Origin of the sequence: Bombella apis, assembly GCF_018221685.1 — a bacterium.
Taxonomy (GTDB): Bacteria; Pseudomonadota; Alphaproteobacteria; order Acetobacterales; family Acetobacteraceae; genus Bombella; species Bombella apis.
On record NZ_JAGJTM010000002.1, the window covers coordinates 20178 to 42303 of the forward strand.

The window sequence follows — 22126 nt, forward strand, 5'->3', positions numbered from 1 at the left end:
GAACTGCCATGCGCCCGCCTGTGTCTCACGGGCGGGCGTTTTTTTGAGATGATAAGAGGAACGACATGTCACTCGCTGCCGAACGGATGGGGCGTATCCTGCCAAGCCAGACCATCGCCATCACGCAGAAGGCCAGAGCCCTGAAAGCGGAAGGGCGGGATGTCATCAGCCTGTCTGCTGGTGAGCCGGATTTTGATACGCCTGATTTCATCAAGAAGGCAGCGATCGAGGCCATCCAGCGTGGCGAGACGAAATATACCGACGTTGCCGGCACGCCGGCTCTCCGCAAGGCCGTGGCAGAACGGCTGAATGCTGATTTCGGTCTGGATTACCGGCCGGAGGAAATCTGCGTGTCCACGGGGGGCAAGCAGGTCATCTATAATGCGATGGTGGCAACGCTGAATGCGGGGGACGAGGTTGTCATCCCCGCTCCGGCCTGGGTGTCCTACCCGGACATCGTGCAGCTGGCGGATGGCAAGCCGGTCATCGTGCCGACCACGCCCGAGACGGGCTTCCGCCTGACAGCCGAACAGCTCCGCAGGGCCATCACGCCCCGGACCCGCTGGCTGGTGCTGAATTCTCCCTGCAATCCGACAGGCAGTGCCTATTCCCGGGATGAGCTGAAGGCCCTGACGGATGTCCTGCTGGAGCATCCGCAGGTCTGGATTCTGACGGACGACATTTATGCGAAGCTGACCTATGAGGGGCGGGAAGCCTGCACGGTCGTGCAGGTGGAACCCCGCCTGCGGGAACGGACCCTGACGATGAATGGCGTCAGCAAGGCCTATGCCATGACGGGCTGGCGCATCGGCTTTTCTGCCGCCCCCGTATCCCTGACAAAGGAGCTGATCAAGCTGCAGGGGCAGAGTACAAGCAATGCCTGCTCCATCGCCCAGGCCGCCGCTCTGGCTGCCGTGTCCGGTCCGCAGGATTTCATTGGCGAGATGGTGGCTGTTTATCAGAAGCGGCGTGATCTCGTGGTGGATGCCCTTTCTGCGGTTCCGGGTCTCTCCTGTGCCCGGCCGGAAGGGGCTTTTTATGTGTTCGTGTCCGTACAGCAGCTTCTGGGCAGGCGCACGGCAGGCGGGCATGTGCTGGAAAGTGACGAAGATTTCGTCAAGGCCATGCTGGAGGAGGTCGGGGTGGCCGCCGTTCATGGCACGGCCTTCCTGCTGCCGGGTTATTTCCGGGTGTCCTACGCCACCAGCACGGAGCTTCTGGAAGAAGCCTGCCGCCGCATTGCCCGTTTCTGTGGAGGGCTGGCCTGATGTTCAGACCGTCCCGGCGTCTCGCCACATTGCCCACGCCAGCGACGATCGCCATGGCGGCCCGTGCCCGTGAACTGAAAGCGCAGGGCAAACCGGTCATTTCTCTGGCTCTGGGGCAGCCTGATTTTCCATCTCCTGCGGCAGCTCTTGATGGAGCCGTGGCGGAAGTGAAGGCTGGCCATACCGGCTATCCGCCCATTCCGGGGCAGAAGCCGCTGCTGGAGGCCGTTGCCGGGAAGTTCCGGCGGGATAACGGGCTGGACGTCTCGCTGGACCAGCTCATGGTCTGTAATGGTGGCAAGCAGGCCATTTTCAATGCGTTCATGGCCTCGCTTGATGATGGGGATGAGGTCATCGTTCCAGCACCATACTGGGTCAGCTATCCGCTCATTGCCCGGATGTTCGGTGGCGTGCCGGTGGAGATTGCCTGCCGGGAGGAAGACGGTTTCCGGCCCCAGGCCGAGGCCATCCGCAAGGCCATCACGCCTCGGACCCGCTGGCTCGTGCTGAATTTCCCCAACAATCCGACCGGTGCCATTCTGGAGCGGGACGATCTGGAGGCCATTGCCGCCGTCCTGCGGGAAGCTCCGCATGTCATGGTAATGAGCGACGAGATTTATGAGCACCTGACCTTTGATGGCAGGCATCATCTCTCCCTGCTCAATGTCGCTCCGGACCTTGCCGACCGTATCCTCATCATCAATGGCATGAGCAAGGCTTATGCCATGACAGGCTGGCGGGTCGGGTTTGCCTGCGGCCCGGTGCCTCTCATCAGGGCGATGATCAAGGTGCAGGGCAATACGACATCAGGCATCTGCACGCTGGCGCAGGGTGGTTCCGTGGCAGCCCTGAAAGAGGATATTGCCGGGGTTCAGGCCATGCGTGAGACCTACGAACGGCGGCGTGGGCTTGTGGTTGATGCCTTGCGGCGAATCGAGGGGCTGAGCTGTGCCCTGCCGCAGGGTGCTTTTTATGCCTATCCGGGGCTGTCTGCCCTGATCGGGCGGAAATCTGCCGGGGGGCGTCTGCTGAGTGATGACGTGGCCTTTGCGGAGGCCCTGCTGGAGGAGGCTCACGTGGCAACCGTGCCGGGTTCAGCCTTCGGCTATGGGCCGCATCTGCGCCTGTCCTTTGCGGCGTCTGACGAGGAACTGGAAGAAGCCTGCCGGCGGTTGGCAGGCTTCGTGCAGGGAATCACGGACTGACAGAGACGGGGGCCATGTCTGCTGCTGGCAAAGAATGGCCCCCCCTCCGTTTTCAGGGACGCTGGTTCCACTCATTCAGCAGGGTGATGACGGATTGCGGAGCCATCTGGCGGGCCGAACCGAGGGCGAGGGTGCCATCAGGGTTCAGCAGGCGGCCCTGGGGTGTGAGGATCAGGACCGTCGGGACGGCCTTGATGGTCACGCCATACTGCTGGGCCAGCTCCATGTTGGTATCAAGATGCCCGACATTGACGGGGACGATCACGAAGTGCTCGTCCAGCCACTGGCTGACGGAGGGAACGGCGAAGATGCCTGCAAGAATGCGGCAGTCCGGGCACCAGTTCCCTCCGAAATCCAGAAGGACACGCCGGTTGGTTCTGGCGGCGGTCAGGAAGGCTTCATGAACCTGTCTGGCGGCCAGGTCAGCTGGCGGGTAAGGCTCATGGGCGGGAGTGATGGTGGTCATTCTGCTGATGTCTGGCAGGGGAGCGGGTGCTGTTGGGGCTGGGCTGGCACCCTGCGCGACACCGGAGGAGAGGAGAAGGCCCATACCGGCAAGAGCCAGGGCGGAGTGGTAAAAACGCATGATCTCTCCTGAGACAGTGGGTTTGTGAAGAATTCGTTCCCTATTGTTAGCGGCAAGGTAACAACAGGACGTTAAACAGGCGGTGGACGCCGAGCTTTTCTTGATAAGCCATGAGGTCATGAATTAGGGTAGAATCTTGGGTTTGATAAGGCGATGGTGTGCTTGTGGTGAGACGGAAACGGCCAATTTTTTATACTGCTTCCCGCAAGGAGGTTTCAGTCCTTTCGACATTGGGGCGGATGGTCGTTCTGCTTGGGCTTACCTGTGGCCTGCTGCTGGTGGTCAGGTTCTACCAGCCTGCAACCCGTCTCATGCAACATGCTGTCAGCACGGCATTGTGGCAGCGGCTTTATGGTCTGTTTCATGTCGAAACGGCCTTGGGGCGTGAGCAGCTGATCCTGATCGGAATCGTCCTTTCCTGTTTCCTGCTTGCCCTGCTGATACAGCTTCTGGCCCTGTGGCTCATGAATCGGGTCCGCCGTCGTTAGGAGCCTTTCAGTGGGGAACGGATGAAGGCGGCCGAAGCGACGCAGAGCCACGAGAGGATAAGTAGCGTCCCCCCTGTCGGAGCCAGCCGTGCCGGGAACAGGATCCCGAAGCCATGCAGCGTGACAGGGATGCTGAACAGGCTGGTCCCCAGTGCCAGACCCGTGCAGCCGAAGGCGAGGCGTTGCGGGTGGAGGTAGCGGCTGGCCGGTGTCAGGGCACAGAGGGCGATGCCGTGCCAGAGGGCAATATCAGCAGCCATGTGCATCATGCTTCTGCCATTGGGGACAGGAAAGACCGTATCTGGCAGATGCGTGGCCGCAGCCTGACAGGCAACGGCCAGACTGGCATAGAGGGCTCCGAGACTGAACAGGCCTCTCAGCAGGAAGGCAGTTCGGGAAGAAATTGCCCTGTCATGATTCTGCATATTGATTATAACCCGGCTGAAAAGGAGATGCGGGCATTGTCTCAGCTGCCCGAGAGGATGAGAAGGGGGAACGTCGTATGAAATTTCGTTTTGTGGTTTGTGCAGGGCTGCTGTCTCTGGGGGGGTGTGGTCTCACGCCGCCTTCAGCTCCGCGGGTTCCGCCTTTGCCAAAGGGGCCTGTCACGCCCGTACCGAAGCTGGCTGCCGATGATGCCGTGCTGTTGCAGCAGATCAACCTGCGTGCTGCCTATATGAAGGCTGCGACCGATCTGGCTGCGTTGCATAGTGGTGATGAGCTCATCAAGGGGTTTGCGGCCCAACAGTCCAAGGATTACGACAAACTGCATGCTGATGCCCAGAAGGTGGCAACAGCCCATACGCTTTTATTGGTCGAGACGCAGTCTGGCATACAGCAGAAGCGTCTGGCCACGCTGGGCCGGTCATACGGGCGGCCTTTTGACAGGGCTCTGCTTTATGCGTTGACCCATGCTTCCACGGCACGGGAGAGGGCTGCGCTGGCACAGGCTAAAAAAAGTGGCAGCACGGCAGACATGAAAAGTCTGGCAGGAACAGCGCTGGACCTTCTAAACCGCAGCCAGGAACAGGGCCTGGGTCTGATTCGCCGGTGACGCACTTTGGCGTCATGGGGGCTGATGCGACCTCCTGTAATATGGCAGAAATTTGTCATATTTTTGACGTTTTATTGATGGTGTGTTAAAGGGCTAGTATTGAGAGTAGAAGACCTATCCTGATATCTTTCTGTACAAATGCCGTACCGGTTCTTGTCTTCCTGAGAGCAGGTGATGCTCCTGATGTACAGGAAAAAGGAAGAGGTTTTTCTGTTGTGACATATCATCAGGATCGACGAACCAGGACATGCAGAACGATTCGCCTTTGACTGAGAATTCTCTTCGCAAGGCTCTGGAAAAAATGGGGGGCGGGCCAGCTGCCGTAGAGGCCGGAGATGGGGCACCGGGCCATGGTTACAGGGGCCATTCTGCGCCCCGTGGCCGATCTGCTCAGCAGGTGGGGCGCCGCCGTCGTTTTTCCGGGGATGATACGGTTGTTGTGGAGCATCAGTCACTGGGGCGCCCTACGCAGAAGAGGGCTGCGAATCGTGTGATGGCTGCCTCAGAGGCCGGGCAGGAGCAGGAAAGGCTGAAGCAGAGCCTGCAAAGGGAAAGGCGTCGGGTTCATGATGTAGAGGCTGAGCTTGCTACGTTGAACAAGCGGATTCAGGCCGTGAATACCCAGATGACACATCTGCGCCTCCAGGTGGAGGAAGGCAGGAAGGCTCTCCAGCAGCGTGATGAGAGCATCCTGCGCCTGCGGGCCGAGCTGCATCAGGCCCGGGAGCATCAGGCACGTCGTGCTGCCAGCCCGACCAGGGCAAAGCCAGCCGCCCCTGCGGAGGTGGATGACGAGGGCCAGAAACCTGTGCAATGGTGGGTGGACTGATCAACCATGCCATGATGACTGCACGTTCTTCTGCCATGGCTGGGTTTCCGGCAGCCGGGATGGGGGCAGCGATGGTCGACAGGATATGGCACGGGGGGGAATGGCAGACGGCACATCCCCTCAAGATCGTTCATGTTGGGGACTTTTTTTTCAGCCTGAAGAAAAAGGCGCCGACCCAGTTCAGTGTGGGGGGGAAACTCTCCAATGGCCTGATACGGAATGGCCATCACGTCATCAATTTTCCTTACAGGGATGTTGCACGCTCCGGTGGCTGGTTTGGCAGCCGCAAGATGGGCCGCCATCATCTTTTCCGGGCGCTGAAGGAATTCGTGGCGTTCAGTGCGCCTGACATTCTTCTGCTGGGGCATGGGTACATGATTCCCCCTTTCGTCATTGAGGAGCTGCGTCAGCAGCAGCCCGGCATGACAGTGGTGCAGTGGAATGTTGATGCCCTGTTCGTGGAGAGCAATGCCAAAGACTTTGCGGCCCGGCATCAGGTGGTGGATGCCAGTTTCATCTCCACGGCGGGGCCGGTTGTCCGGCAGGTGGTAGGGGAGAAGGGGCATGTTGGGTATCTTCCCAACCCGGTGGATCGCAGTGTCGAACGGGGACAGGCTTTTGCGCTGTCATATCCGGAAGCGGATGTTTTCTATTCCTGCGGGAATCCAGCCCGGTTGCGGACCATTTGTGGACGGGACTGGAATATGGAGGAATTTTGCGAGACGCTGGAGGAGCGTCTGCCTCCATCGGTGCGTTTTGCCTATGCGGGGGTCCGTCGGCAGCCTTATGTCAGTGGAGCTGCTTATTCCCTTTTGCTGGAGCAGACAGCGATGGGGCTGAATATCAGCCGCAGGGCAGATTATTATCTCTACAGTTCAGACCGTCTTGCACAGATGATCGGCAACGGCCAGCTTGTCTTCATGGAGCGGCAGACAGGCTTCGACCGTATCTTCTCTGATCAGGAGATGGCCTTCTTCAGCAGTCTTGATGAACTGGTGGAGCTTGTCAGCCAGTACCACAAGGCGCCGACCCTTCGTAAGGATGCCGCCCGGGCGGGATGGCAGCGCTATCATGCTCTTTTCAATGAGTGCGCCGTGGCCGATTATATCATCGGCCAGACGCTGGGCACCCTGCCGGAAGAAGCCCATGCGTGGCGTCATTTGACCAACCTGTGAGGGAGAGGATTCCGGTTTCAGGAACTTTGTGTGATCCTGAAATCGGAGAACAGGGTCGTCCATCCGGCCAGCTCTTCTTCTTTTGAGCAGGTGTCCGGTGTTTTTGTGTTGGCGAAGATCATGCGCTGATCGGCGGTGGCAGCATCACCGAAATTGACGAACATGACCTTGAAGTCCAGCGCAGGATAGCGGGCAGCCAAGGCCTCTACCAGAGCTGTGAAATTGGCAGTGGCTGTATGGGCAGGACGATGCTGTCCGCCATAAAGATGACCATCCCGCCAGCTGCGGATGAACAGCACACGCCGGGACTGCCGGCAGAGCGCGTCAATTTCCTGGATCATGCCATGGAAACGGTGCCGTAAAAGAGGCAGCTGCTCATGGAATTTTTCTACGCTGGCCGGTTCTTCTTCCGGCTTGTCCAAACAGTTGTGGTAGGTGATCAGCGTATCCCGGCAGCGCAGGGCCTTGTGATGGCCATAGAGGCAGTTGGTGGAAAGCAGCCCGGCAAAACTGTTCTGGAAGAGTGAGACCAGAGTGTGGAATGGCACAAGAAACTGGTCGAAAAGACCAGGGCCAGGGCGGCCGAAGTATCTGTTGAGGGCCTGATTGACTGTCTCATCCCCACCCAGAGAGATGATGCTGTCAAACTGCAGGCTTTCTCCGCCCGGTTCGGGAGAGGGGCGTGAAAGGGCTGCGGCGATTTCTTCACGGAACTCGAACATCTGCTCGTCGGTCCGCCAAGGGTGGCGGTAGAGCGGTTCATAGCGGATGGCATCATGGATGGCCTGGTTCCTCATGGCCAGCTCATGATTACCGTGGCTGTGGGAGGGAAGGGTGTTCAACCCGCCTCTCAGATAGAAGAGCTGGCCACGTTCCGGGCTGAGGTGCTGTGCCAGGCCGCCATAGCCTGCCCGGAGAAAACGCTGGGTGTGTTCAACATGCTCTTCCCCGTATTTCTCGAACCGGACATCCAGATACCCAACGTGGGACAGGGCCTTTGCGTGATAGCCAACGCAGAAGGCCTGATGCATGGGGGCAATGAAAGGATCCTCTGGCGTGCCGCTGCCGGAGGAAATGTCATTGTCGATCTCTATGGTGATTTCCGGCATGAAATTGATGTGGCCATAGCGTTCGATGGCCTCAATCCAGGGCAGCTCCCAGCCGAAGACGGTAGGGAAGCAGTCATCCTCCAGGATAAGGATCCAGTCGCACCGTTTTTCTTCCTTGAGGTACCAGAGGACACGGTTGCGGTTCCACGAGATGCCCTTGTTGCGCCCGGTGACACAGGGAACATTCAGCTCCTTCAGCATGTCGGGCGTACCATCGGTGGAGCCATCATCCGCAACGACAAATTCGAATGTCGTGCGGGTATGACGGCGGATGCTGGCGATGACCTCCTTCAGGATGTCCTTGCGGTTATAGGTAATGATGCCGATGCCCAGTTTCCCGGCCATGAAATGCCTCGCCAGTCTGTCATTGAGTGAAAGGGAAGATGAAACCTGCTGTACCGGGGCCCTAGGGAAAGGCCCTCAGCACATCCCCGAGCAGCCGCCGGAAATCTTCTGCGTATGGGCCATCCCATCCTGTCCATGGCTTGGGGAAGCCGGAGAAATGCACGGCAAAGGGATTGGCCAGCCCGTCATCGTAAATTTTCTTCCACTCTGCCGGGAGGGTCTCACTGGCCTCGACACAGCCTGGCCCCCAGCAGACATTCCAGTTCTGGTGGATGAAATGGACCTTGCCATAGAAGATGCGGTTGAGGATGTCCTGGTCGCTCATCCAGAACAGAGTGCTGCACAGGTGGCCACATTCTTCCGCCTGCGCCTGGCTGATCTCGGCAATGTTGAAGACAAGAACGCCATTCTGGAAGTAATTGTTCGAGTCCAGCACACCAAGGGCCCCGCAGTGATAGTCCACCAGCGGGGGGCCCCCAGCAATGGCCTGCGGCAGGCGGAAACCGTTGGTCTGGGCCGGGATGAGGAGCAGGTCCCGCGTTGCACCGATCTGCGCCGTGGCGGGGATGCTGTAATAAAGCAGGCTGGGGCAGGCCCGCAGCAGTATGTCATCGCTCAGATAGACAATGCGGGAAAAGTTGGCGAACAGGGTTGGCACAGCAAGGCTGTAGAATGTCGTGCGGTCTGTCGTGTCGAGATAGGCCGGGTTGTATGTCTGCATCCATTCGGAGACATCCACGAAGTGGATCTGGGAGCGTCTGCCATCAAAAAGACGCCGGCCTGCTGTCATGGTTTCCTCCGGCAGGCCCTCATGCAGCATGTAGAGGGCAAGCCTCACTCCTGGCAGAAGGTTGTTGATCCCGGAGAGGATGGTAGCATACGCATTGGGTGCACTGTGCTCTGTCAGAGGCAAAGCGACAGGAATGAATTCTGCAGGTGGTGGAAGAACGGTTTGCATAAACAGGCCAGATTATTTAACAGACTCCTGTAGATAATAGGAGCATCCTGAAGGGTAGGCAACATGATGCTGGAAGGGCATGGGGTGGTAAAGGTGGCTTTTCATTATCTGGAGACAGCACATCAGGGTTGGCTGGCTGTCCGGCGCAAGGATCATGGAATCTGCCATGTCCGTTCCGACGAGATGACACGCCGGGATGAGGATGGTGAACCTCTTTATGTTCCCCTGCTGGCGATGACGCTCTCCGACCAGCCAGATTACGTCTTTCTTGTCATGGGCCCGGAAGGTGGGGAGCCTCCGCTCCTCTGGATCAGGCATTTCTCTTACAGGGGGGCCGTGCTGCCCTTCCGCCGTGTCGATATCGTGGGGCATGAGGGGCGCATAGGACTGCGGAACCTCCTGCGGTCCAGCCTGTGCTGTACAGCCCAGCCCTGGAACAGTCAGGGAGGTGTCAATGAGTTTCTTGGGGACTGCAGCCATCTGATGGGCTGGGAGCAGTTCCAGCTGCATGAGGTTGCGGCAACAGAGGAACTGCAACGCCTGGGCGAGGACATGGCTGCCCATTTCAGGATGTTCCCTTCAGCGGATGATCTGGAGCAGCTGATAGACACATATGAGGGGAGCCATCTGGTCTGGCTGCTGGATGCCATGATGCCGGTGGCGGCCTGGTCTGCTGTCCGTGAGGTGGGGCAGAGGCTGCTGGAGCGGCCTTCCCTGCGTGAGGCCCTGCTCCGTCAGGCGGGGAGCAGTCCGTGGAGGGATGGTTGGCAGTGTCTTGCCCGTTGGCTTGAGGACAGGGAGAGTTATCCTGCAGCCGAACGGGGCTGCCCGCTGGGGGATGACGTGCTGACATGGGGGCAGGCGGACGCACCGGCTGGCTTCATCCATGCGACCCTGCATGCGGCCCGGGCCAGCGTGAAGCCACGCAAGCGGGTCTGCATGATGTCCACGATCCGTAATGAAGGTATCTATGTTCTGGAATGGATCGCCTATCATCGGAGCATAGGGGTCGAGCATTTCTTCGTTTACAGCAACGACAACAATGATCGCTCGGACCTGCTTCTGAAGGCCCTGCATGATGAGGGGGTCATCACCTTCATCGAGAATCCCGTCCAGCCAGGGATGTCCGCCCAGACGAAGGCTTACGGGCACGGGTTGAACGTGCTGCCGAACATTCTGGATTATGAGTGGTGCTTCATTCTGGATGGAGATGAGTTCATCACGCTGGCACCATCCTACCGGACGGTGGGTGAGTATCTTCAGGGCTTCTCCCGCTGGGAGAGTGATGCCATCGCCCTGAACTGGAAGTTCGTGGCTTCCGAGGTCAACCGGGATGGGCTGGCGGACCTGGTCCGGCCGTTGACACAGCGGAATCGTGACATTGTCTCCCGTGGTGGGATCGGTGAGGGCTGGCGGCTGGTCAAATCTGCCGTGCGGCCCGGTCGGGCCATACAGTCCCGGCCGCATCATCCGGTCTGGCTGCAGGCAGACAGATTCACATACAGGCTGTCAGATGGGTCCATTCACAGTTACCGCAATCCGCCCCCCGGCATCGGAGCGGACCCTGCTTTTGCTGACGGCGGTCATTACGAAGATATTTACATCTCCCATTACTACTACAAGTCGATCATTGAATGGGTCTGGAAATATGCCCGGAACAGCGGGCTGGACGGTGCCATGTCCTTCGGTGTGGAGCGGTACGCCGACTATTGGGCCAATGCCTTCATCTGCCAGATGAATGACCCGCATGAGGGGCAGAATGAAAATGTCCTCAACCGTGCTGATGGACTGCTGGAAGAAATGGTGAAGCTGCGGAGCATCACCGCCATTGCACAGGCCGAGAACATCGTGCGCGAAACCTGGCAGGAGCGGCTCCTAGCCCTGCTGGACATGGTGGAGGAAGCTGACGTGGCCTCCCGCCTGAAGGAGGAGTGGCGTTATGTCCTTGATCCTCTGGTGGAGGAGCGGCTTGGCAGCATTCCGCTGCATCAGGTGTAACAGGGAAGGGCCCTCCAGGACTTGGAGGGCCCTTTGTTCATGGGGCGTGCAGGTGGCTGCCTGTCTGGTGCCAGTTACTGCACATGTTCGTGGAATTGCGCTGCACGCAGGTGGCTGCGGTTATAGTCCAGTTCGCTGTGATTCAGCTGAAGGCCGATCTCCATGGAGTAGGGGCTGATCTGCGGATTGTTGCCTGTCGGCACATCAATGAACCGCAGTGGCGTGCTGCTGTGGCTGACAGAGACGGTTGGAGGCAGCTTCACTGTTTCGGTAAAGACTTTTTTGTCCACGATGGCCCCATCCTGAAGGATGGCCACGAAATAGGGAACCGTCACACTGTCGCTGCTGGTGGCAGGGCCACGTTCCAGCTGGAGGTTCAGGCTGACACGAACACGGGTCATGGGCCGTTTCTGTGCATCCTGCGGGCCAGTACGGCAGTCTCCCTGAACACCCAGAATGTGGGTGGAGGTCAGGCGGTGGGCGGCATCAAGCCCTTTTCCATCATAAGTGATGCGGTCCGCCACCTGGCCGGGAACATCGAACCTGGGGCAGGCCGGAGCGAAGGTATGGGTGGTATCCGCCTCCTCGCACCCGCTGAGAAAACCAGCCAGCATGAGGGAGCCGAGGCCCGCTGCAAGGCGGGGAAAGATGCGGGATGAGGGGGAGAATGCAGGCATCGGACTCAGAAAACTCCACAAGAAAATGGCGCAGGACATTGCAGCAGACGGCAATACGGACGATATAGAGGCCCAGAATGGTGGTGCAGGATAGCCCATGACCTTGCATGGAGCACCACCGGACCGTTCAATATCGTATCGTTCATCGCCTGCCTGGGGAAGATTATGTCAGAACAGACGACGCCTGTAACCTCCAACTCTGCCGTCCCCGGAGCAGATTCGGCCACTGGCAAGCCGCCACTGAAGATTCTGCTGGCTGGACCACGCGGTTTCTGTGCCGGGGTGGATCGTGCCATTCGGGTGGTCGAGGAGGCTCTGCGCCGTTATGGGGCACCCGTCTATGTCCGCCATGAGATCGTGCATAATCGCACTGTCGTGGAAGGGCTGGAAGCCAAAGGTGCCATCTTTGTCGAGGAGCTGGATGAGGTGCCAGAGGATGGTCACGTCGTGTTTTCAGCCCACGGCGTGCCCAAATCCGTTCCGGCAGAGGCGCAGCGCCGCAATCTGCTGTACTTGGATGCGACATGCCCGCTTGTCTCCAAAGTGCATCGTGAGGCTGAGCGTCATTTCGCCGGGGGTGGCCCGGAGCAGCGCCATATCCTGATGATCGGTCATGCCGGGCATCCTGAGGTGGTCGGCACCATGGGGCAGCTGCCGCCAGGGGCTGTTACGCTGATCAATGATGCGAAAGAAGCGGCCGAGGTCCAGCCGAAGGACGTGGACCGTCTGGCCTTCATCACGCAGACGACCCTGTCCGTCGATGACACGGCAGAAATCGTGGACATCCTGCGGTCCCGTTTTCCCAACATCGTGGGGCCCCGCCGGGAGGACATCTGCTACGCCACGACAAACCGTCAGATGGCCGTGAAGGAACTGGCTGCGGAGTGTGATCTGGTCATCGTCATCGGCTCACCGAATTCTTCCAACTCACAGCGTCTGCGGGAGGTGGCCGAGCGGTCTCTGGCCAAGCGGGCCCTGCTGGTGCCAAAGGTTTCCGACATGGACTGGAATGAGCTGGAGGGTGTCAGGACGCTGGGCATGAGTGCCGGTGCGTCCGCTCCGGAGAGCCTTGTGCAGGAAATGATAGAGCAGCTTTCTGCCCGTTATGACGTGACAATCGAGGAGCGTATCGTGAAGGAGGAAAACATCAATTTCCGCCTTCCCCATCCGCTTTCGGATGCGGTCTGATCGCTCATGGCGGTTTATACGGACCTCCAGGAAGGGGATTTGCGGGGCTTCCTGTCACTTTATGACATAGGGGAGCTTCGCTCTTTCACCGGGATTGCGGAAGGAATAGAGAACAGCAATTTTCTGGTGAAAACCACTCAGGGGCGCTTCATCCTGACGCTGTTTGAAAAACGCATGAAACCGGAGGAGCTCCCGTGGTTTCTTGGGCTGATGGCGCACCTGGCGGGAGAGGGGATAGCCTGTCCGCAGCCTGTCGTGGCGAAAGACGGGGTGGCTCTGCGCCAGCTGGCAGGTCGGCCTGCCATTCTGGTCAGTTTTCTGGAGGGGCAGTCTCTGGAGGTGGTAACCCCGCAGGCCTGTGAGCAGGTCGGGCGGAGTCTGGCACGTCTGCATGAAGCCGGGCTGGGTTACAGGGCCGAGAGGGCCAATGCTCTGGCACCGGAAGGTTGGGTTGAGCTGTTCTCCCGGTGTACGGATGGTGGTGATGAGGCGGTGAAAGCCCTGATGGCGGAGGTCCGCACAGCTCTTTCAGCGCTTGTGGCAGCGTGGCCGGAGGCCGGGTCTCTGCCTCGTGGGCAGATTCATGCTGACCTGTTCATGGATAATGTCTTTTTCCAGAATGGTCATCTCTCTGGCATCATTGATTTCTATTTCGCCTGTACGGACTTTCTTGCTTATGACCTGGCCATCTGTCTGAATGCCTGGTGTTTTGAGGACGAACGTCATTACCGGGAGGACAGGGCTGAGGCACTTTTGCGCGGGTATGAACAGGTTCGCCCGCTGAATGCTGCCGAACATCAGGCCCTGCCGATTCTGTGCCAGGGAGCGGCCATGCGGTTTCTGCTTACACGTCTGTATGATTGGGTGCATACGCCAGAGGGGGCTTTGGTAACCAAAAAAGACCCTTGGGCCTATCAGAGACGGCTGCATCATTTCCGGAAGGCAGGCCATGTCTGACAGGGCGGAGAAAGGGGACGCAGCTCCCAGCACGCAGGTGGATATCTGGACGGATGGAGGCTGCAAGCCCAATCCTGGGCCAGGTGGCTGGGGTATCCTGTTCCGTTGTCAGGGTCATGAGCGCACCATGAAAGGCGGGGCGGCGGAAACGACCAACAACCGCATGGAGCTTACGGCGGCTGCCGTTGCTCTGGAAACGCTGACACGCCCCTGTGTGGTCAATCTTTACACGGACAGTGAGTATCTGCGGAATGGCATCACCCGGTGGCATACGGGCTGGGTACGGCGCAACTGGCGCAATGCATCGGGAGACCCTGTGGCCAACATGGATTTGTGGCGGCGTATCCTGGAGGCAGCCAAGCGGCATCAGGTGGACTGGCACTGGGTAAAAGGTCATTCCGGGCATGCAGAAAATGATCTGGTCGATCAGCTGGCGACTGAAGGGCGGGAAGAGCTGGAAGCCGGTTCTGCTGCCGGGGATTGACGGTATTTGGAAGATTCTTGCCGAGAAATCTTTTCTGGGGCTTTACCTGTCGGGGGAGATTGGCTAGACAGGCTCCAGCTGATCCCGAATAGCTCAGTTGGTAGAGCAAGCGACTGTTAATCGCTGGGTCGTAGGTTCGAGTCCTACTTCGGGAGCCAGCCTTTCATTCAGGTCCGGGCCATATGGCTGCGGGCCTTTTCTGTATCCGGAGCGGATACGGGTGAAATTATTTTCTAATTTGCTGAAAAAAGGGGCTTTACCTGCCGGAGGAGATTGGCTAGATAGGCTCCAGCTGATCCCGAATAGCTCAGTTGGTAGAGCAAGCGACTGTTAATCGCTGGGTCGTAGGTTCGAGTCCTACTTCGGGAGCCAGCCTTTCATTCAGGTCCGGGCCATATGGCTGCGGGCCTTTTCTGTATCCGGAGCGGATACGGGTGAAATTATTTTCTAATTTGCTGAAAAAAGGGGCTTTACCTGCCGGAGGAGATTGGCTAGATAGGCTCCAGCTGATCCCGAATAGCTCAGTTGGTAGAGCAAGCGACTGTTAATCGCTGGGTCGTAGGTTCGAGTCCTACTTCGGGAGCCAGCCTTTCATTCAGGTCCGGGCCGTATGGCTGCGGGCCTTTTTCATGCTTCCCATAAAATAAAACAGCATGTTGTGGTTCTGCCAGTTTCTGTCTTATCGTATGATAAGGGTGTGGAATAATGCATGATTGAAGGGCACGAACAGAGCATGACAGGCACCGTACAGACGCAGGGTTCGCAGAGCATCAATTATGCGACGGTGACGTGGGACCAGCTGCATCGGGATGCCCGCCTTCTGGCCACGGAGCTGATGCGCAAATATCGTCCGTTTCGTGGCATTGTGGCCATCACGAGGGGAGGGCTGATTCCAGCGGCCATTCTGGGGCGGGAGCTGGGATGCCGTCTGATCGAGAGCGTGTCTGTCGTCAGTTATGCAGGTGAGGAAGGAACCCAGCAGGAACCAAAGCTGCTGAAAGCCCCGGAAGCCGCAGGTGATGGGGAAGGGTTTCTGATCGTGGATGATCTTGTGGATTCGGGGGTGACGGCCCGTTATGTGCGGGAGATGCTACCTAAAGCTGTTTTTGCCTGTTTGTATGCCAAGCCGGATGGGCGGCCCTGTACCGATCATTTCGTGACAGAAGTGCCGCAGGATACGTGGGTTCTCTTCCCATGGGACATGGCGCCGCAGTTTGTTGCGCCGCTGAACCGCAGTCACAAGGCGTAATTTTTTGAAAAAACACTTTTTTCATACAAGAAAGTCCCTTGCCTGTACGGTGAAGTCCCTTTAAGAAGGCATCACGTCGTCGGGGCGTGGCGCAGCCTGGTAGCGCGCCTGTTTTGGGTACAGGAGGCCCCCGGTTCGAGTCCGGGCGCCCCGACCACGTCATGCAGCAAGGCAGGAGCGCCCTTAGCTCAGCTGGATAGAGCAACAGCCTTCTAAGCTGTGGGTCGCTGGTTCGAATCCAGCAGGGCGCACCATTATGCCGCCTTGTAGTGTCGCTCCGTTGCAGAGTAGTCTCCCTATAAAATATCCGTTGGGCTCATGTAGTTCTGGCCTGTCGCCTGCATGCAGGTGCGGGTGGTGGATGTGCGTTACATAGTAAAATCTGTCCATAATGTGCTTCTGGCTGCCCTGAAGAGGAAGCGGGACGTGATGGTGCGTAAGCATATTGTTATCTGGATAAGAGATGGAGGTGCGAAGGAAGGTTGAAGCAGGGACGTGGTGGTCTATTATCATTATGTTTTTTTTATTTAGTACATTATTCTTTACTGTTTTTTGTTAACAAATTTCTTTCATGAAAGGGGATGTTTACATTTTTTCTGCCCTGTTATAACTTGCTTCATAACCTGATGTAATGAGGTGTTACCATGAGTGAGAATCGTTTGCAGCGTCTTTGGGTCATGGACTGGTTCGGTCATGTGATCGATCAGCCTTCAGAGGGTGGTCCACTGATCCGCGATTATCTTTCTCCGGGGGCTTATCCGGACACGTTTGTATTGTCTTCCTGGCCGCTGAAAACGCCGGCCCGTGTCATGTTCCGCCATACGTCGAGCGTTGCCCAGAACCTGCCGGATGCCCAGTTCGTGGCTGCAGGTGAGAATCTGGTCGCTCTTGAAGACCAGGATTCCGGCACGTTCTTCTCGATCAATCCGCGCAATAACGATACACACTGGAATTCTCCGGCTGTTTATGACTGGGAGCGCTTCATCCTTCTGACCAAGGAGATGCTGGATGGCTTTGCCGTCCTCCAGGATCGTTCTTATGGTGAGGTGCAGATGAGCGGGCATCCGGTTCCTGCTCTGGTATGGCCTTCCGTTGCTGAGAATATCGGCAATTTCGCCTGGCTGGGTGGGTTTGCCTTCTCCATCACGCGCAATCTGGAGAATCTGGCCAAGATTGGTGCGACTGCGCCGGGTAAATCTGTGGATGTGACCCTGGTCAGCCCGCATGGTGATATTGCCAAGCTGTCCATTGTTCGTTCAGAGAAAGAACTGTAAGAAATTTCGTCCCATCCCTCCTGCGAGGGATGGGATTTTTTACGTTAGACAGAACTGTCATTTGCGAGCCAGAGAGTTTCAGGCGAAGAAATTTCAAGTGGATTTGATGCTGTTTTTGGGGAAATGAGTGATGTCCGGGGACGTTTTGCCTTACTCATTTGATAAAGTCTGGTTCATGGACTGTTTCGGGCACGTTTTGTGCTATGCGCCGTATCGTAAGGTGCTGGCGCGGGTTCCGTTACAGGGTTCTTTTCTGAGTGGGTTCGTGGCAGGTCCCTGTCCTTTTCCTAATAATTTCATACCGCAGTGGCGTAATATTTTTAACAGCCTGGTTGAGTTGCCTCCGTTCAGGATATGCCCACAGGATGGGGGGCTGGTAGCCTTACATAATGAAAAGACAGGTCATTACCTCAGCATAAATCCGTCGAACAACAAGACCGCTTTTTCTCCGGTTATCGCCGACTGGGAGCTGTTCTGCCCTCTTCGGTATGATGTTTATGTGGGGCTGCTCGTTGTTACGGACCCCGGCATGGCCGAGATTTTCTGTGAAAATGACGAACGGGAGGTTTCGGGGCTTTATTTTCTGGGGCCGGGTGACAATAAGCCGTTTGTTGCCAGTTTTGATAGAAAACGCATTGGTTTTCTGGAGAACCTTTCTACATTTGCGAGAATAGGTCGCCTGAAAAAGGGAGAGACTGCAAAGTTTCTTTTCAGGGGATTTATATCCGGGAAAGAGTACATCATGCGCATCACGCGCCTTAAAGAGATAGCGTTCTGAGGGGCATCATGTTTGTTTCCCGCTACAATACTTATCTGGCCGTTATCGATCGTGAGATCGTACAGAAATTTTTATGCACCTATTACGAGGATGATGCCCCACCGGCTGCAACAGAAGACGATATTGAGGCTGCGGGGTTTGAGGTTCATCGGCAGGTTGTTACGCGCGTTGGATTTTACAGGAAGGGGCAGGGCTACCTTTCTGCCAGACCGGATCTGTCCAACGGGTACAGCAATGTCATGCAGGATCGTGAGACGTTTCGCCTGATTGATCCTTCAATCCTGCCACCTCCTGTGCCGGAAATGCCAGAAGAAGCCCACATTGCTCACAAAATCCACCAGATCGGCATTTTCCCCAAAGAACCGGGCGTCTATCCGGAAGCATTCATAGAGAACAGAAATAACATTGTCGCCCTGAATCAGAATTATACATTCTATTTCTGGTCGGAAGGTGGCTATTATGACATCGAGGAATTCATACAGAAGCACTATGGTGAGGAAATACTGAAATATTACAGGGCGATAAGTCCTGATTATCTGGCTGCCAGAGCTGACTTTTTCCGCTACCTGTGCCTGTACGCCATCGGTGGCGTGTATCTCGATCTAAAAACCGCCATGTCATATCCTTTGGACTTGGTCGTGAGGCCGGAAGACCGGTTTCTGCTGTCATTCTGGTGCCATGGTGCCCGTCCGCATACGGAAATCGAGCACATCCCGTATGGCGAGTACGAACAGTATTACATCATCTGTGCCGCGGGTCATCCGCTGATGCGCCGTATCATACAGCAGGTCCTGTGCAGTATTGCCCTCTACAAACGTCCCATTCATGGGACAGGGGCTTATGGCATCCTGCGGGTTACAGGGCCTCTGCTTTATTCAATGATCGTGCATGAATACCGTGACCGGTATGAAGATATTGTGAGGCAGATTCACAGTTTCTCCAACGGGATCGAATATACCATCTTTGATGATAACATGGCCCATCATGAACATGTGGGGAAGGATACGCATTACAGCCGGAGGGAGTCGAACATCATCAACTCCGAGATGCTGATCTGATCCCTGTGTGACGATGTGATGTAGAGGAGATGGTGCCCGTGACGATGATTCAACCTGTGCGCCGTATTTCCAGAGGCCTGCGGATGCTGCTGGCCGGGATTGGCCTTTCTCTTTCATTTTGCGGTGGCGTGACGGGCGCCAGAGCCGATGATTACTCCCTGTCATCTCAGGACAGCATTTTCTTGAGTGATCTGGAGCATCGAACCTTCAACTGGTTCTGGGAGACGGCCAATCCCAGGAATGGTCTGGTGCCGGACCGTGCTCCCCTGCCACATGGGGCTGCCAGTATTGCCAGTGTAGGATTTGGTCTGACAGCTTATGGTATCGGGGTGGAGCGGGGTTATATCACACGGCAGCAGGCCGTGGAGCGGACCCTCCTGACCTTGCGGTTTCTGGCGGCGTTGCCACAGGGTGATGAGGCCAGCGGTACGGCAGGAACCCACGGCTTCTTCTATCATTTTCTGGACCCGGAGACGGGGCTGCGGGTGGCAGACTGGTCGGAGCTATCCAGCATAGATACGGCACTGCTGATGGGCGGTGTTCTGTTTGCACAGTCCTATTATGACAGGTCCGACAGGCAGGAAGCTGAAATCCGGACACTGGCCGAGACATTATACGGTCGGGTGGACTGGCAGTGGATGACCGGTGGCAAAAGCCCTTGGCTGAGCATGGGGTGGATGCCGCCGGGTCATTTCCTGTCTTCACAGTGGACAGGATATAATGAAGGGCTGATGCTGTACCTGCTGGCTCTTGGGTCTCCGACACATGCCCTGCCTGCTGAAACATGGGATCGCTGGACGGAAACTCACAAGGGGCAGCAGGGGAGTTTTTATGGGCGTGACCTGCTCAATTTTGCTCCCCTGTTTGGGCATCAGTATAGTGAATGTTGGGTAGATTTCCGCGATATTCTGGATAAGGCAAGTCGGCAGCGTGGTTATAACTACTTCCAGAACAGCCAGAGAGCGGTCTACGCACAGCGGGAGTATGCCCGCCAGAATCCGGGACATTGGAAGGATTATGGTTCAGACATCTGGGGGTTGACGGCTTCGGATGGACCGGGGGATGCCTACAGGGATGTTGATGGTCAGCGGCGTCATTTTCTGGCGTACAGCGCCCGTGGGGCCGGACGGGATTATGTGTTGGATGACGGCACGATTGCGCCTACGGCAGCAGGTGGGTCTGTAGCTTTTGCGCCAGAAATTGCCTTGCCGGCACTTCAGGCCATGAAGGCCCGATACGGTAGTCGGGTTTATAACCAGTACGGTTTTCTTGATGCATTCAATCCCAGTTTTTCTGATGGGAAGGACGGTTTCTGGGTTGATGGCCAGCAGCTCGGGATTGACCAGGGGCCCATCCTGCTGATGACCGAAAACCTTCGTAGCGGGCTGGTCTGGAATGTCATGAAGAAGAACCCGTTCCTGCAAAGGGGGCTTCAGCAGGCAGGATTTGAAAAACGTTAGTCTGCCCTGTCAGACGAGTTTTATGGACTCTTCCAGCAGGGAGGAGGCTGATGGTGGCCTGATCCCTGCTGAGGCCTGCTGTATGATGAAGGTTTCAAATCCAGCCCGTACAGCATGACGGGCTGAGGCCAGAACGCAGACATCCAGCGCTACGCCGCACAGAAAAACCCGTGTGACGCCAAGGCCGTTCAGCAGGTCTGTCAGGCCAGTGCTGCGTCCGCTATCGTCATGAAAAGCAGAGTTTGAGTCCGCATCGGTTGCTGTTCCTTTGCGGATGATATGGGTAATGCGTCGCTGGTCCAACCCCCCTACCAGAGCAGCGCCGTCTGTCCCGGCAATGCAATGGGCAGGCCATGGGCCGTTCTGCTCTTTGAAGGAACAATGGCCCATGGGGTGCCAATCCTGGGAAGCGACGACGGCCCTGAAATTCAGATGGCTGAGGCCATTGATGGCGTGCAGAAGGTCATGCCCGCCGGGAACGGGGAGGGCGCCGCCGGGCATGAAGTCATTCTGCATGTCGATGATCAGCAGTGCATCTTGGGCGCTTATGCCATGAGGCAGCAGGATGTGGCTGTTCATGCTTTGCCAGAGGGTTTCATACGGGTGACCAGAAGCTGGTTGATGCGGAAACGTTCGACATCCACCACCTCAAAACGGAAACCGGCCACCTCGACACGGTCTGCCTTGCGGGCCATACGGCGCAGACGATGGGTGATGAAACCGGCAATGGTGTCAAACTCGGAATTGTCATGGAAGAGGGGGATATCCAGCTCCCGGATAACATCCAGAATGGGAGCGGCTCCGTCGATGAGCCATGAATCAGCATCACGGCGGACGATGGCCTGCTCTTCAAAAGGATTGGCCAGTCCATCCATCAGGGCACCCATGATGTCTTTGTACGTGATCAGTCCGACAACCAGCCCATATTCATTGAAGATGAGTGCAAAACCGGCGCCATGCGTATCAAATTGGGCCAGTGTCTCCCACAGGTTCAGCGTATCGGGCAGGGAGAGGACATCCCGGCGCATGTTGAATATCTGTTTGGGAGGGGCCTTCTGCGGGTCGGTCAGTGTGGTGGGTTCATCAACAACAGCGACCAACACATCTTCCGCACGGATGGAGCCGACAACCCTGTCCAGCGATCCATCGCAGAACGGGTAACGGGAATAGGGGCGGACCCGCACCTTGTCGCGCTGGCTCTCCAGACTTTCATTGACATCCAGATAAACGATTTCGTCCCGAGGTGTCATGGCAGATGTCACGGAACGGTTTTGCAGGGCCATGACATTCTGGATCATCTGATGTTCCTGCTCCAGAAGAACGCCGGAGGCCGTGCCTGCGGCAAGAATGGCCCGGAGATCTTCTGGCGTGACGGCCTCTACCGTGGCCGTGGCCGGGATGCGCAGCAACCTCAGGATCAGGTCGGCAATATGGGAGAAAAGCCATACGGCTGGATAGAGGAGCTTGAGGATGAGGGCAGGGAACCAGCCTACGGCCAGAGCAATCCTGTCCGGTGCGTTCATGGCCGTGCGCTTTGGCAGAAGGTCAGCAAAGAGAACGAACAGCCCGGTGACAAGGATGAAGGAGCTGAAAGAGCCGACCTTGTCTGCCAGAGGTGCCGACAGGCCCAGATGGTGCAGGCCCTCGGCGAAAGGTTCACTCAGCAGGGCATCTCCCACCACACCGCCCAGAATACCGACGGCATTGAGGCAGATCTGTATGGCTGTCATGACCTGCCCGCTATTGCGTCGGAGGCGCAGAAAAGCACGGGCCCTTTTGTCGCCTTCTTCAGCCAGGGCACGCATGCGGGTTTCCCGTGCTGCGGCGAATGAGATTTCAGACAGGGAGATGAGAATGGAGACACCGATGAGTACGACCGTAACGAGGAGGCCGACAATCAGCATGATGAAGGGATGATGACTGGATGATGTGGTGGGCATGCGTTCTCTCTATGGCCACCCCGCCAGGGCCAAGGCGGCAATTATC

The 22126-nt window shown here is 57.2% G+C and carries 22 protein-coding genes and 5 tRNA genes; 20 read left to right on the top strand and 7 right to left on the bottom strand.

Features of this window, described 5'->3' with window-relative positions; all coding sequences use genetic code 11:
• Nucleotides 1–65 precede the first annotated feature (65 nt).
• Together J8Z04_RS01465 and J8Z04_RS01470 are read left to right on the top strand one after the other, a co-directional pair.
• A complete protein-coding gene (locus tag J8Z04_RS01465; RefSeq protein WP_043559786.1) occupies nucleotides 66–1268 on the top strand; it encodes a pyridoxal phosphate-dependent aminotransferase in 1203 nt (400 codons plus the stop codon).
• Nucleotides 1268–2473, top strand: a complete 1206-nt coding sequence (locus tag J8Z04_RS01470; RefSeq protein WP_181005169.1) for a pyridoxal phosphate-dependent aminotransferase — start codon at nucleotides 1268–1270, stop codon at nucleotides 2471–2473. Before J8Z04_RS01465 ends, J8Z04_RS01470 begins: the two co-directional genes overlap by 1 nt.
• Before the next feature lie 52 nt (nucleotides 2474–2525).
• Here the strand turns inward: J8Z04_RS01470 and J8Z04_RS01475 are convergent, their stop codons facing one another.
• Nucleotides 2526–3059, bottom strand: a complete 534-nt coding sequence (locus J8Z04_RS01475; RefSeq protein WP_043559792.1) for a thioredoxin family protein — start codon at nucleotides 3057–3059, stop codon at nucleotides 2526–2528.
• A gap of 239 nt (nucleotides 3060–3298) precedes the next feature.
• On the opposite strand from J8Z04_RS01475, the gene J8Z04_RS01480 reads away from it, so the two are divergent.
• Nucleotides 3299–3547 (top strand): hypothetical protein, encoded by a 249-nt coding sequence (locus J8Z04_RS01480; protein ID WP_154980861.1) that lies wholly within the window; start codon nucleotides 3299–3301, stop codon nucleotides 3545–3547.
• Here J8Z04_RS01480 and J8Z04_RS01485 read toward each other — a convergent pair.
• Nucleotides 3544–3972, bottom strand: coding sequence for a DUF423 domain-containing protein (locus J8Z04_RS01485; protein WP_043559796.1), 429 nt, complete (start codon nucleotides 3970–3972; stop codon nucleotides 3544–3546). The genes J8Z04_RS01480 and J8Z04_RS01485 overlap by 4 nt on opposite strands.
• A 77-nt stretch (nucleotides 3973–4049) precedes the next feature.
• Here J8Z04_RS01485 and J8Z04_RS01490 point away from each other — a divergent pair, with 77 nt between their 5' ends.
• The 3 genes from J8Z04_RS01490 (at nucleotide 4050) to J8Z04_RS01500 (ending at nucleotide 6605) form a co-directional block, all read left to right on the top strand.
• Nucleotides 4050–4601 (top strand): DUF4142 domain-containing protein, encoded by a 552-nt coding sequence (locus J8Z04_RS01490; RefSeq protein ID WP_043559799.1) that lies wholly within the window; start codon nucleotides 4050–4052, stop codon nucleotides 4599–4601.
• A gap of 247 nt (nucleotides 4602–4848) precedes the next feature.
• Nucleotides 4849–5430, top strand: coding sequence for a hypothetical protein (locus J8Z04_RS01495; RefSeq protein WP_192848310.1), 582 nt, complete (start codon nucleotides 4849–4851; stop codon nucleotides 5428–5430).
• A gap of 11 nt (nucleotides 5431–5441) precedes the next feature.
• Nucleotides 5442–6605, top strand: coding sequence for a glycosyltransferase (locus J8Z04_RS01500; protein WP_166651600.1), 1164 nt, complete (start codon nucleotides 5442–5444; stop codon nucleotides 6603–6605).
• Nucleotides 6606–6622: 17 nt separating this feature from the next.
• On the opposite strand, the gene J8Z04_RS01505 is transcribed toward J8Z04_RS01500, so the two are convergent.
• The gene (locus tag J8Z04_RS01505; protein ID WP_192848309.1) at nucleotides 6623–8059 is read right to left on the bottom strand and encodes a glycosyltransferase family 2 protein; all 1437 of its coding nucleotides are present in this window, start codon (nucleotides 8057–8059) and stop codon (nucleotides 6623–6625) included.
• A gap of 61 nt (nucleotides 8060–8120) precedes the next feature.
• The gene (locus tag J8Z04_RS01510; RefSeq protein ID WP_043559804.1) at nucleotides 8121–9017 is read right to left on the bottom strand and encodes a glycosyltransferase family 8 protein; all 897 of its coding nucleotides are present in this window, start codon (nucleotides 9015–9017) and stop codon (nucleotides 8121–8123) included.
• A 63-nt stretch (nucleotides 9018–9080) separates the two neighbouring features.
• On the opposite strand from J8Z04_RS01510, the gene J8Z04_RS01515 reads away from it, so the two are divergent.
• Nucleotides 9081–11015, top strand: coding sequence for a glycosyltransferase family 2 protein (locus tag J8Z04_RS01515; protein ID WP_192848308.1), 1935 nt, complete (start codon nucleotides 9081–9083; stop codon nucleotides 11013–11015).
• 74 nt (nucleotides 11016–11089) lie between these two features.
• Here the strand turns inward: J8Z04_RS01515 and J8Z04_RS01520 are convergent, their stop codons facing one another.
• Complete coding sequence (locus J8Z04_RS01520; protein WP_043559806.1) at nucleotides 11090–11692, bottom strand: hypothetical protein; 603 nt, start codon at nucleotides 11690–11692, stop codon at nucleotides 11090–11092.
• A 165-nt stretch (nucleotides 11693–11857) separates the two neighbouring features.
• Between J8Z04_RS01520 and ispH the strand changes: the two genes are divergently transcribed.
• From ispH to J8Z04_RS01585, 13 genes are all read left to right on the top strand, one after another.
• Nucleotides 11858–12880 carry a 4-hydroxy-3-methylbut-2-enyl diphosphate reductase gene (gene ispH / locus J8Z04_RS01525; RefSeq protein WP_043559807.1) on the top strand — a complete coding sequence of 341 codons (1023 nt, stop codon included), beginning with the start codon at nucleotides 11858–11860 and terminating at the stop codon, nucleotides 12878–12880.
• Nucleotides 12881–12886: 6 nt separating this feature from the next.
• Entirely contained in the window at nucleotides 12887–13837 is a 951-nt protein-coding gene (locus tag J8Z04_RS01530) for a homoserine kinase (protein WP_043559809.1), read from the top strand.
• Nucleotides 13830–14321 (top strand): ribonuclease HI, encoded by a 492-nt coding sequence (gene rnhA, locus J8Z04_RS01535; RefSeq protein ID WP_081563262.1) that lies wholly within the window; start codon nucleotides 13830–13832, stop codon nucleotides 14319–14321. Before J8Z04_RS01530 ends, rnhA begins: the two co-directional genes overlap by 8 nt.
• An 82-nt stretch (nucleotides 14322–14403) precedes the next feature.
• Nucleotides 14404–14479 (top strand) — tRNA-Asn (locus tag J8Z04_RS01540).
• 138 nt (nucleotides 14480–14617) lie between these two features.
• Nucleotides 14618–14693, top strand: a tRNA-Asn gene (locus tag J8Z04_RS01545).
• A gap of 138 nt (nucleotides 14694–14831) precedes the next feature.
• Nucleotides 14832–14907: transfer RNA gene (locus J8Z04_RS01550), tRNA-Asn, on the top strand.
• Nucleotides 14908–15054: 147 nt separating this feature from the next.
• Nucleotides 15055–15570, top strand: coding sequence for a xanthine phosphoribosyltransferase (gene gpt, locus J8Z04_RS01555; protein WP_043561051.1), 516 nt, complete (start codon nucleotides 15055–15057; stop codon nucleotides 15568–15570).
• Nucleotides 15571–15650: 80 nt separating this feature from the next.
• A tRNA-Pro gene (locus tag J8Z04_RS01560) sits at nucleotides 15651–15727 on the top strand.
• Between the two features lie 20 nt (nucleotides 15728–15747).
• Nucleotides 15748–15824: transfer RNA gene (locus J8Z04_RS01565), tRNA-Arg, on the top strand.
• A gap of 390 nt (nucleotides 15825–16214) precedes the next feature.
• Nucleotides 16215–16844, top strand: a complete 630-nt coding sequence (locus J8Z04_RS01570; RefSeq protein WP_043559812.1) for a hypothetical protein — start codon at nucleotides 16215–16217, stop codon at nucleotides 16842–16844.
• 130 nt (nucleotides 16845–16974) lie between these two features.
• Nucleotides 16975–17622 carry a hypothetical protein gene (locus tag J8Z04_RS01575; protein WP_192848307.1) on the top strand — a complete coding sequence of 216 codons (648 nt, stop codon included), beginning with the start codon at nucleotides 16975–16977 and terminating at the stop codon, nucleotides 17620–17622.
• An 8-nt stretch (nucleotides 17623–17630) separates the two neighbouring features.
• Complete coding sequence (locus tag J8Z04_RS01580; RefSeq protein WP_052349026.1) at nucleotides 17631–18680, top strand: glycosyltransferase family 32 protein; 1050 nt, start codon at nucleotides 17631–17633, stop codon at nucleotides 18678–18680.
• Between the two features lie 44 nt (nucleotides 18681–18724).
• Nucleotides 18725–20140 (top strand): glucoamylase family protein, encoded by a 1416-nt coding sequence (locus tag J8Z04_RS01585; protein ID WP_232086365.1) that lies wholly within the window; start codon nucleotides 18725–18727, stop codon nucleotides 20138–20140.
• Between the two features lie 9 nt (nucleotides 20141–20149).
• Here J8Z04_RS01585 and J8Z04_RS01590 read toward each other — a convergent pair whose 3' ends face one another.
• Both J8Z04_RS01590 and J8Z04_RS01595 read right to left on the bottom strand, forming a co-directional pair.
• Nucleotides 20150–20719, bottom strand: a complete 570-nt coding sequence (locus J8Z04_RS01590) for an isochorismatase family protein (RefSeq protein WP_086431482.1) — start codon at nucleotides 20717–20719, stop codon at nucleotides 20150–20152.
• Nucleotides 20716–22080 carry a hemolysin family protein gene (locus tag J8Z04_RS01595; protein ID WP_043559816.1) on the bottom strand — a complete coding sequence of 455 codons (1365 nt, stop codon included), beginning with the start codon at nucleotides 22078–22080 and terminating at the stop codon, nucleotides 20716–20718. Before J8Z04_RS01595 ends, J8Z04_RS01590 begins: the two co-directional genes overlap by 4 nt.
• Nucleotides 22081–22126 lie beyond the last annotated feature (46 nt).

What these genes read in the sequence shown, in the direction of transcription:
- J8Z04_RS01590 (WP_086431482.1), bottom strand. Translation starts at nt 20,719, where the DNA reads ATGAACAGCCACATCCTGCTGCCTCATGGCATAAGCGCCCAAGATGCA.
- J8Z04_RS01495 (WP_192848310.1), top strand. Translation starts at nt 4,849, where the DNA reads ATGCAGAACGATTCGCCTTTGACTGAGAATTCTCTTCGCAAGGCTCTG.
- gpt (WP_043561051.1), top strand. Translation starts at nt 15,055, where the DNA reads ATGACAGGCACCGTACAGACGCAGGGTTCGCAGAGCATCAATTATGCG.
- J8Z04_RS01505 (WP_192848309.1), bottom strand. Translation starts at nt 8,059, where the DNA reads ATGGCCGGGAAACTGGGCATCGGCATCATTACCTATAACCGCAAGGAC.
- J8Z04_RS01595 (WP_043559816.1), bottom strand. Translation starts at nt 22,080, where the DNA reads ATGCCCACCACATCATCCAGTCATCATCCCTTCATCATGCTGATTGTC.
- J8Z04_RS01575 (WP_192848307.1), top strand. Translation starts at nt 16,975, where the DNA reads ATGTCCGGGGACGTTTTGCCTTACTCATTTGATAAAGTCTGGTTCATG.
- J8Z04_RS01475 (WP_043559792.1), bottom strand. Translation starts at nt 3,059, where the DNA reads ATGCGTTTTTACCACTCCGCCCTGGCTCTTGCCGGTATGGGCCTTCTC.
- J8Z04_RS01510 (WP_043559804.1), bottom strand. Translation starts at nt 9,017, where the DNA reads ATGCAAACCGTTCTTCCACCACCTGCAGAATTCATTCCTGTCGCTTTG.
- J8Z04_RS01520 (WP_043559806.1), bottom strand. Translation starts at nt 11,692, where the DNA reads ATGCCTGCATTCTCCCCCTCATCCCGCATCTTTCCCCGCCTTGCAGCG.
- J8Z04_RS01580 (WP_052349026.1), top strand. Translation starts at nt 17,631, where the DNA reads ATGTTTGTTTCCCGCTACAATACTTATCTGGCCGTTATCGATCGTGAG.
- J8Z04_RS01530 (WP_043559809.1), top strand. Translation starts at nt 12,887, where the DNA reads ATGGCGGTTTATACGGACCTCCAGGAAGGGGATTTGCGGGGCTTCCTG.
- J8Z04_RS01485 (WP_043559796.1), bottom strand. Translation starts at nt 3,972, where the DNA reads ATGCAGAATCATGACAGGGCAATTTCTTCCCGAACTGCCTTCCTGCTG.
- J8Z04_RS01570 (WP_043559812.1), top strand. Translation starts at nt 16,215, where the DNA reads ATGAGTGAGAATCGTTTGCAGCGTCTTTGGGTCATGGACTGGTTCGGT.
- J8Z04_RS01465 (WP_043559786.1), top strand. Translation starts at nt 66, where the DNA reads ATGTCACTCGCTGCCGAACGGATGGGGCGTATCCTGCCAAGCCAGACC.
- J8Z04_RS01585 (WP_232086365.1), top strand. Translation starts at nt 18,725, where the DNA reads ATGATTCAACCTGTGCGCCGTATTTCCAGAGGCCTGCGGATGCTGCTG.
- J8Z04_RS01500 (WP_166651600.1), top strand. Translation starts at nt 5,442, where the DNA reads ATGATGACTGCACGTTCTTCTGCCATGGCTGGGTTTCCGGCAGCCGGG.
- J8Z04_RS01490 (WP_043559799.1), top strand. Translation starts at nt 4,050, where the DNA reads ATGAAATTTCGTTTTGTGGTTTGTGCAGGGCTGCTGTCTCTGGGGGGG.
- ispH (WP_043559807.1), top strand. Translation starts at nt 11,858, where the DNA reads ATGTCAGAACAGACGACGCCTGTAACCTCCAACTCTGCCGTCCCCGGA.
- J8Z04_RS01470 (WP_181005169.1), top strand. Translation starts at nt 1,268, where the DNA reads ATGTTCAGACCGTCCCGGCGTCTCGCCACATTGCCCACGCCAGCGACG.
- J8Z04_RS01515 (WP_192848308.1), top strand. Translation starts at nt 9,081, where the DNA reads ATGATGCTGGAAGGGCATGGGGTGGTAAAGGTGGCTTTTCATTATCTG.
- rnhA (WP_081563262.1), top strand. Translation starts at nt 13,830, where the DNA reads ATGTCTGACAGGGCGGAGAAAGGGGACGCAGCTCCCAGCACGCAGGTG.
- J8Z04_RS01480 (WP_154980861.1), top strand. Translation starts at nt 3,299, where the DNA reads ATGGTCGTTCTGCTTGGGCTTACCTGTGGCCTGCTGCTGGTGGTCAGG.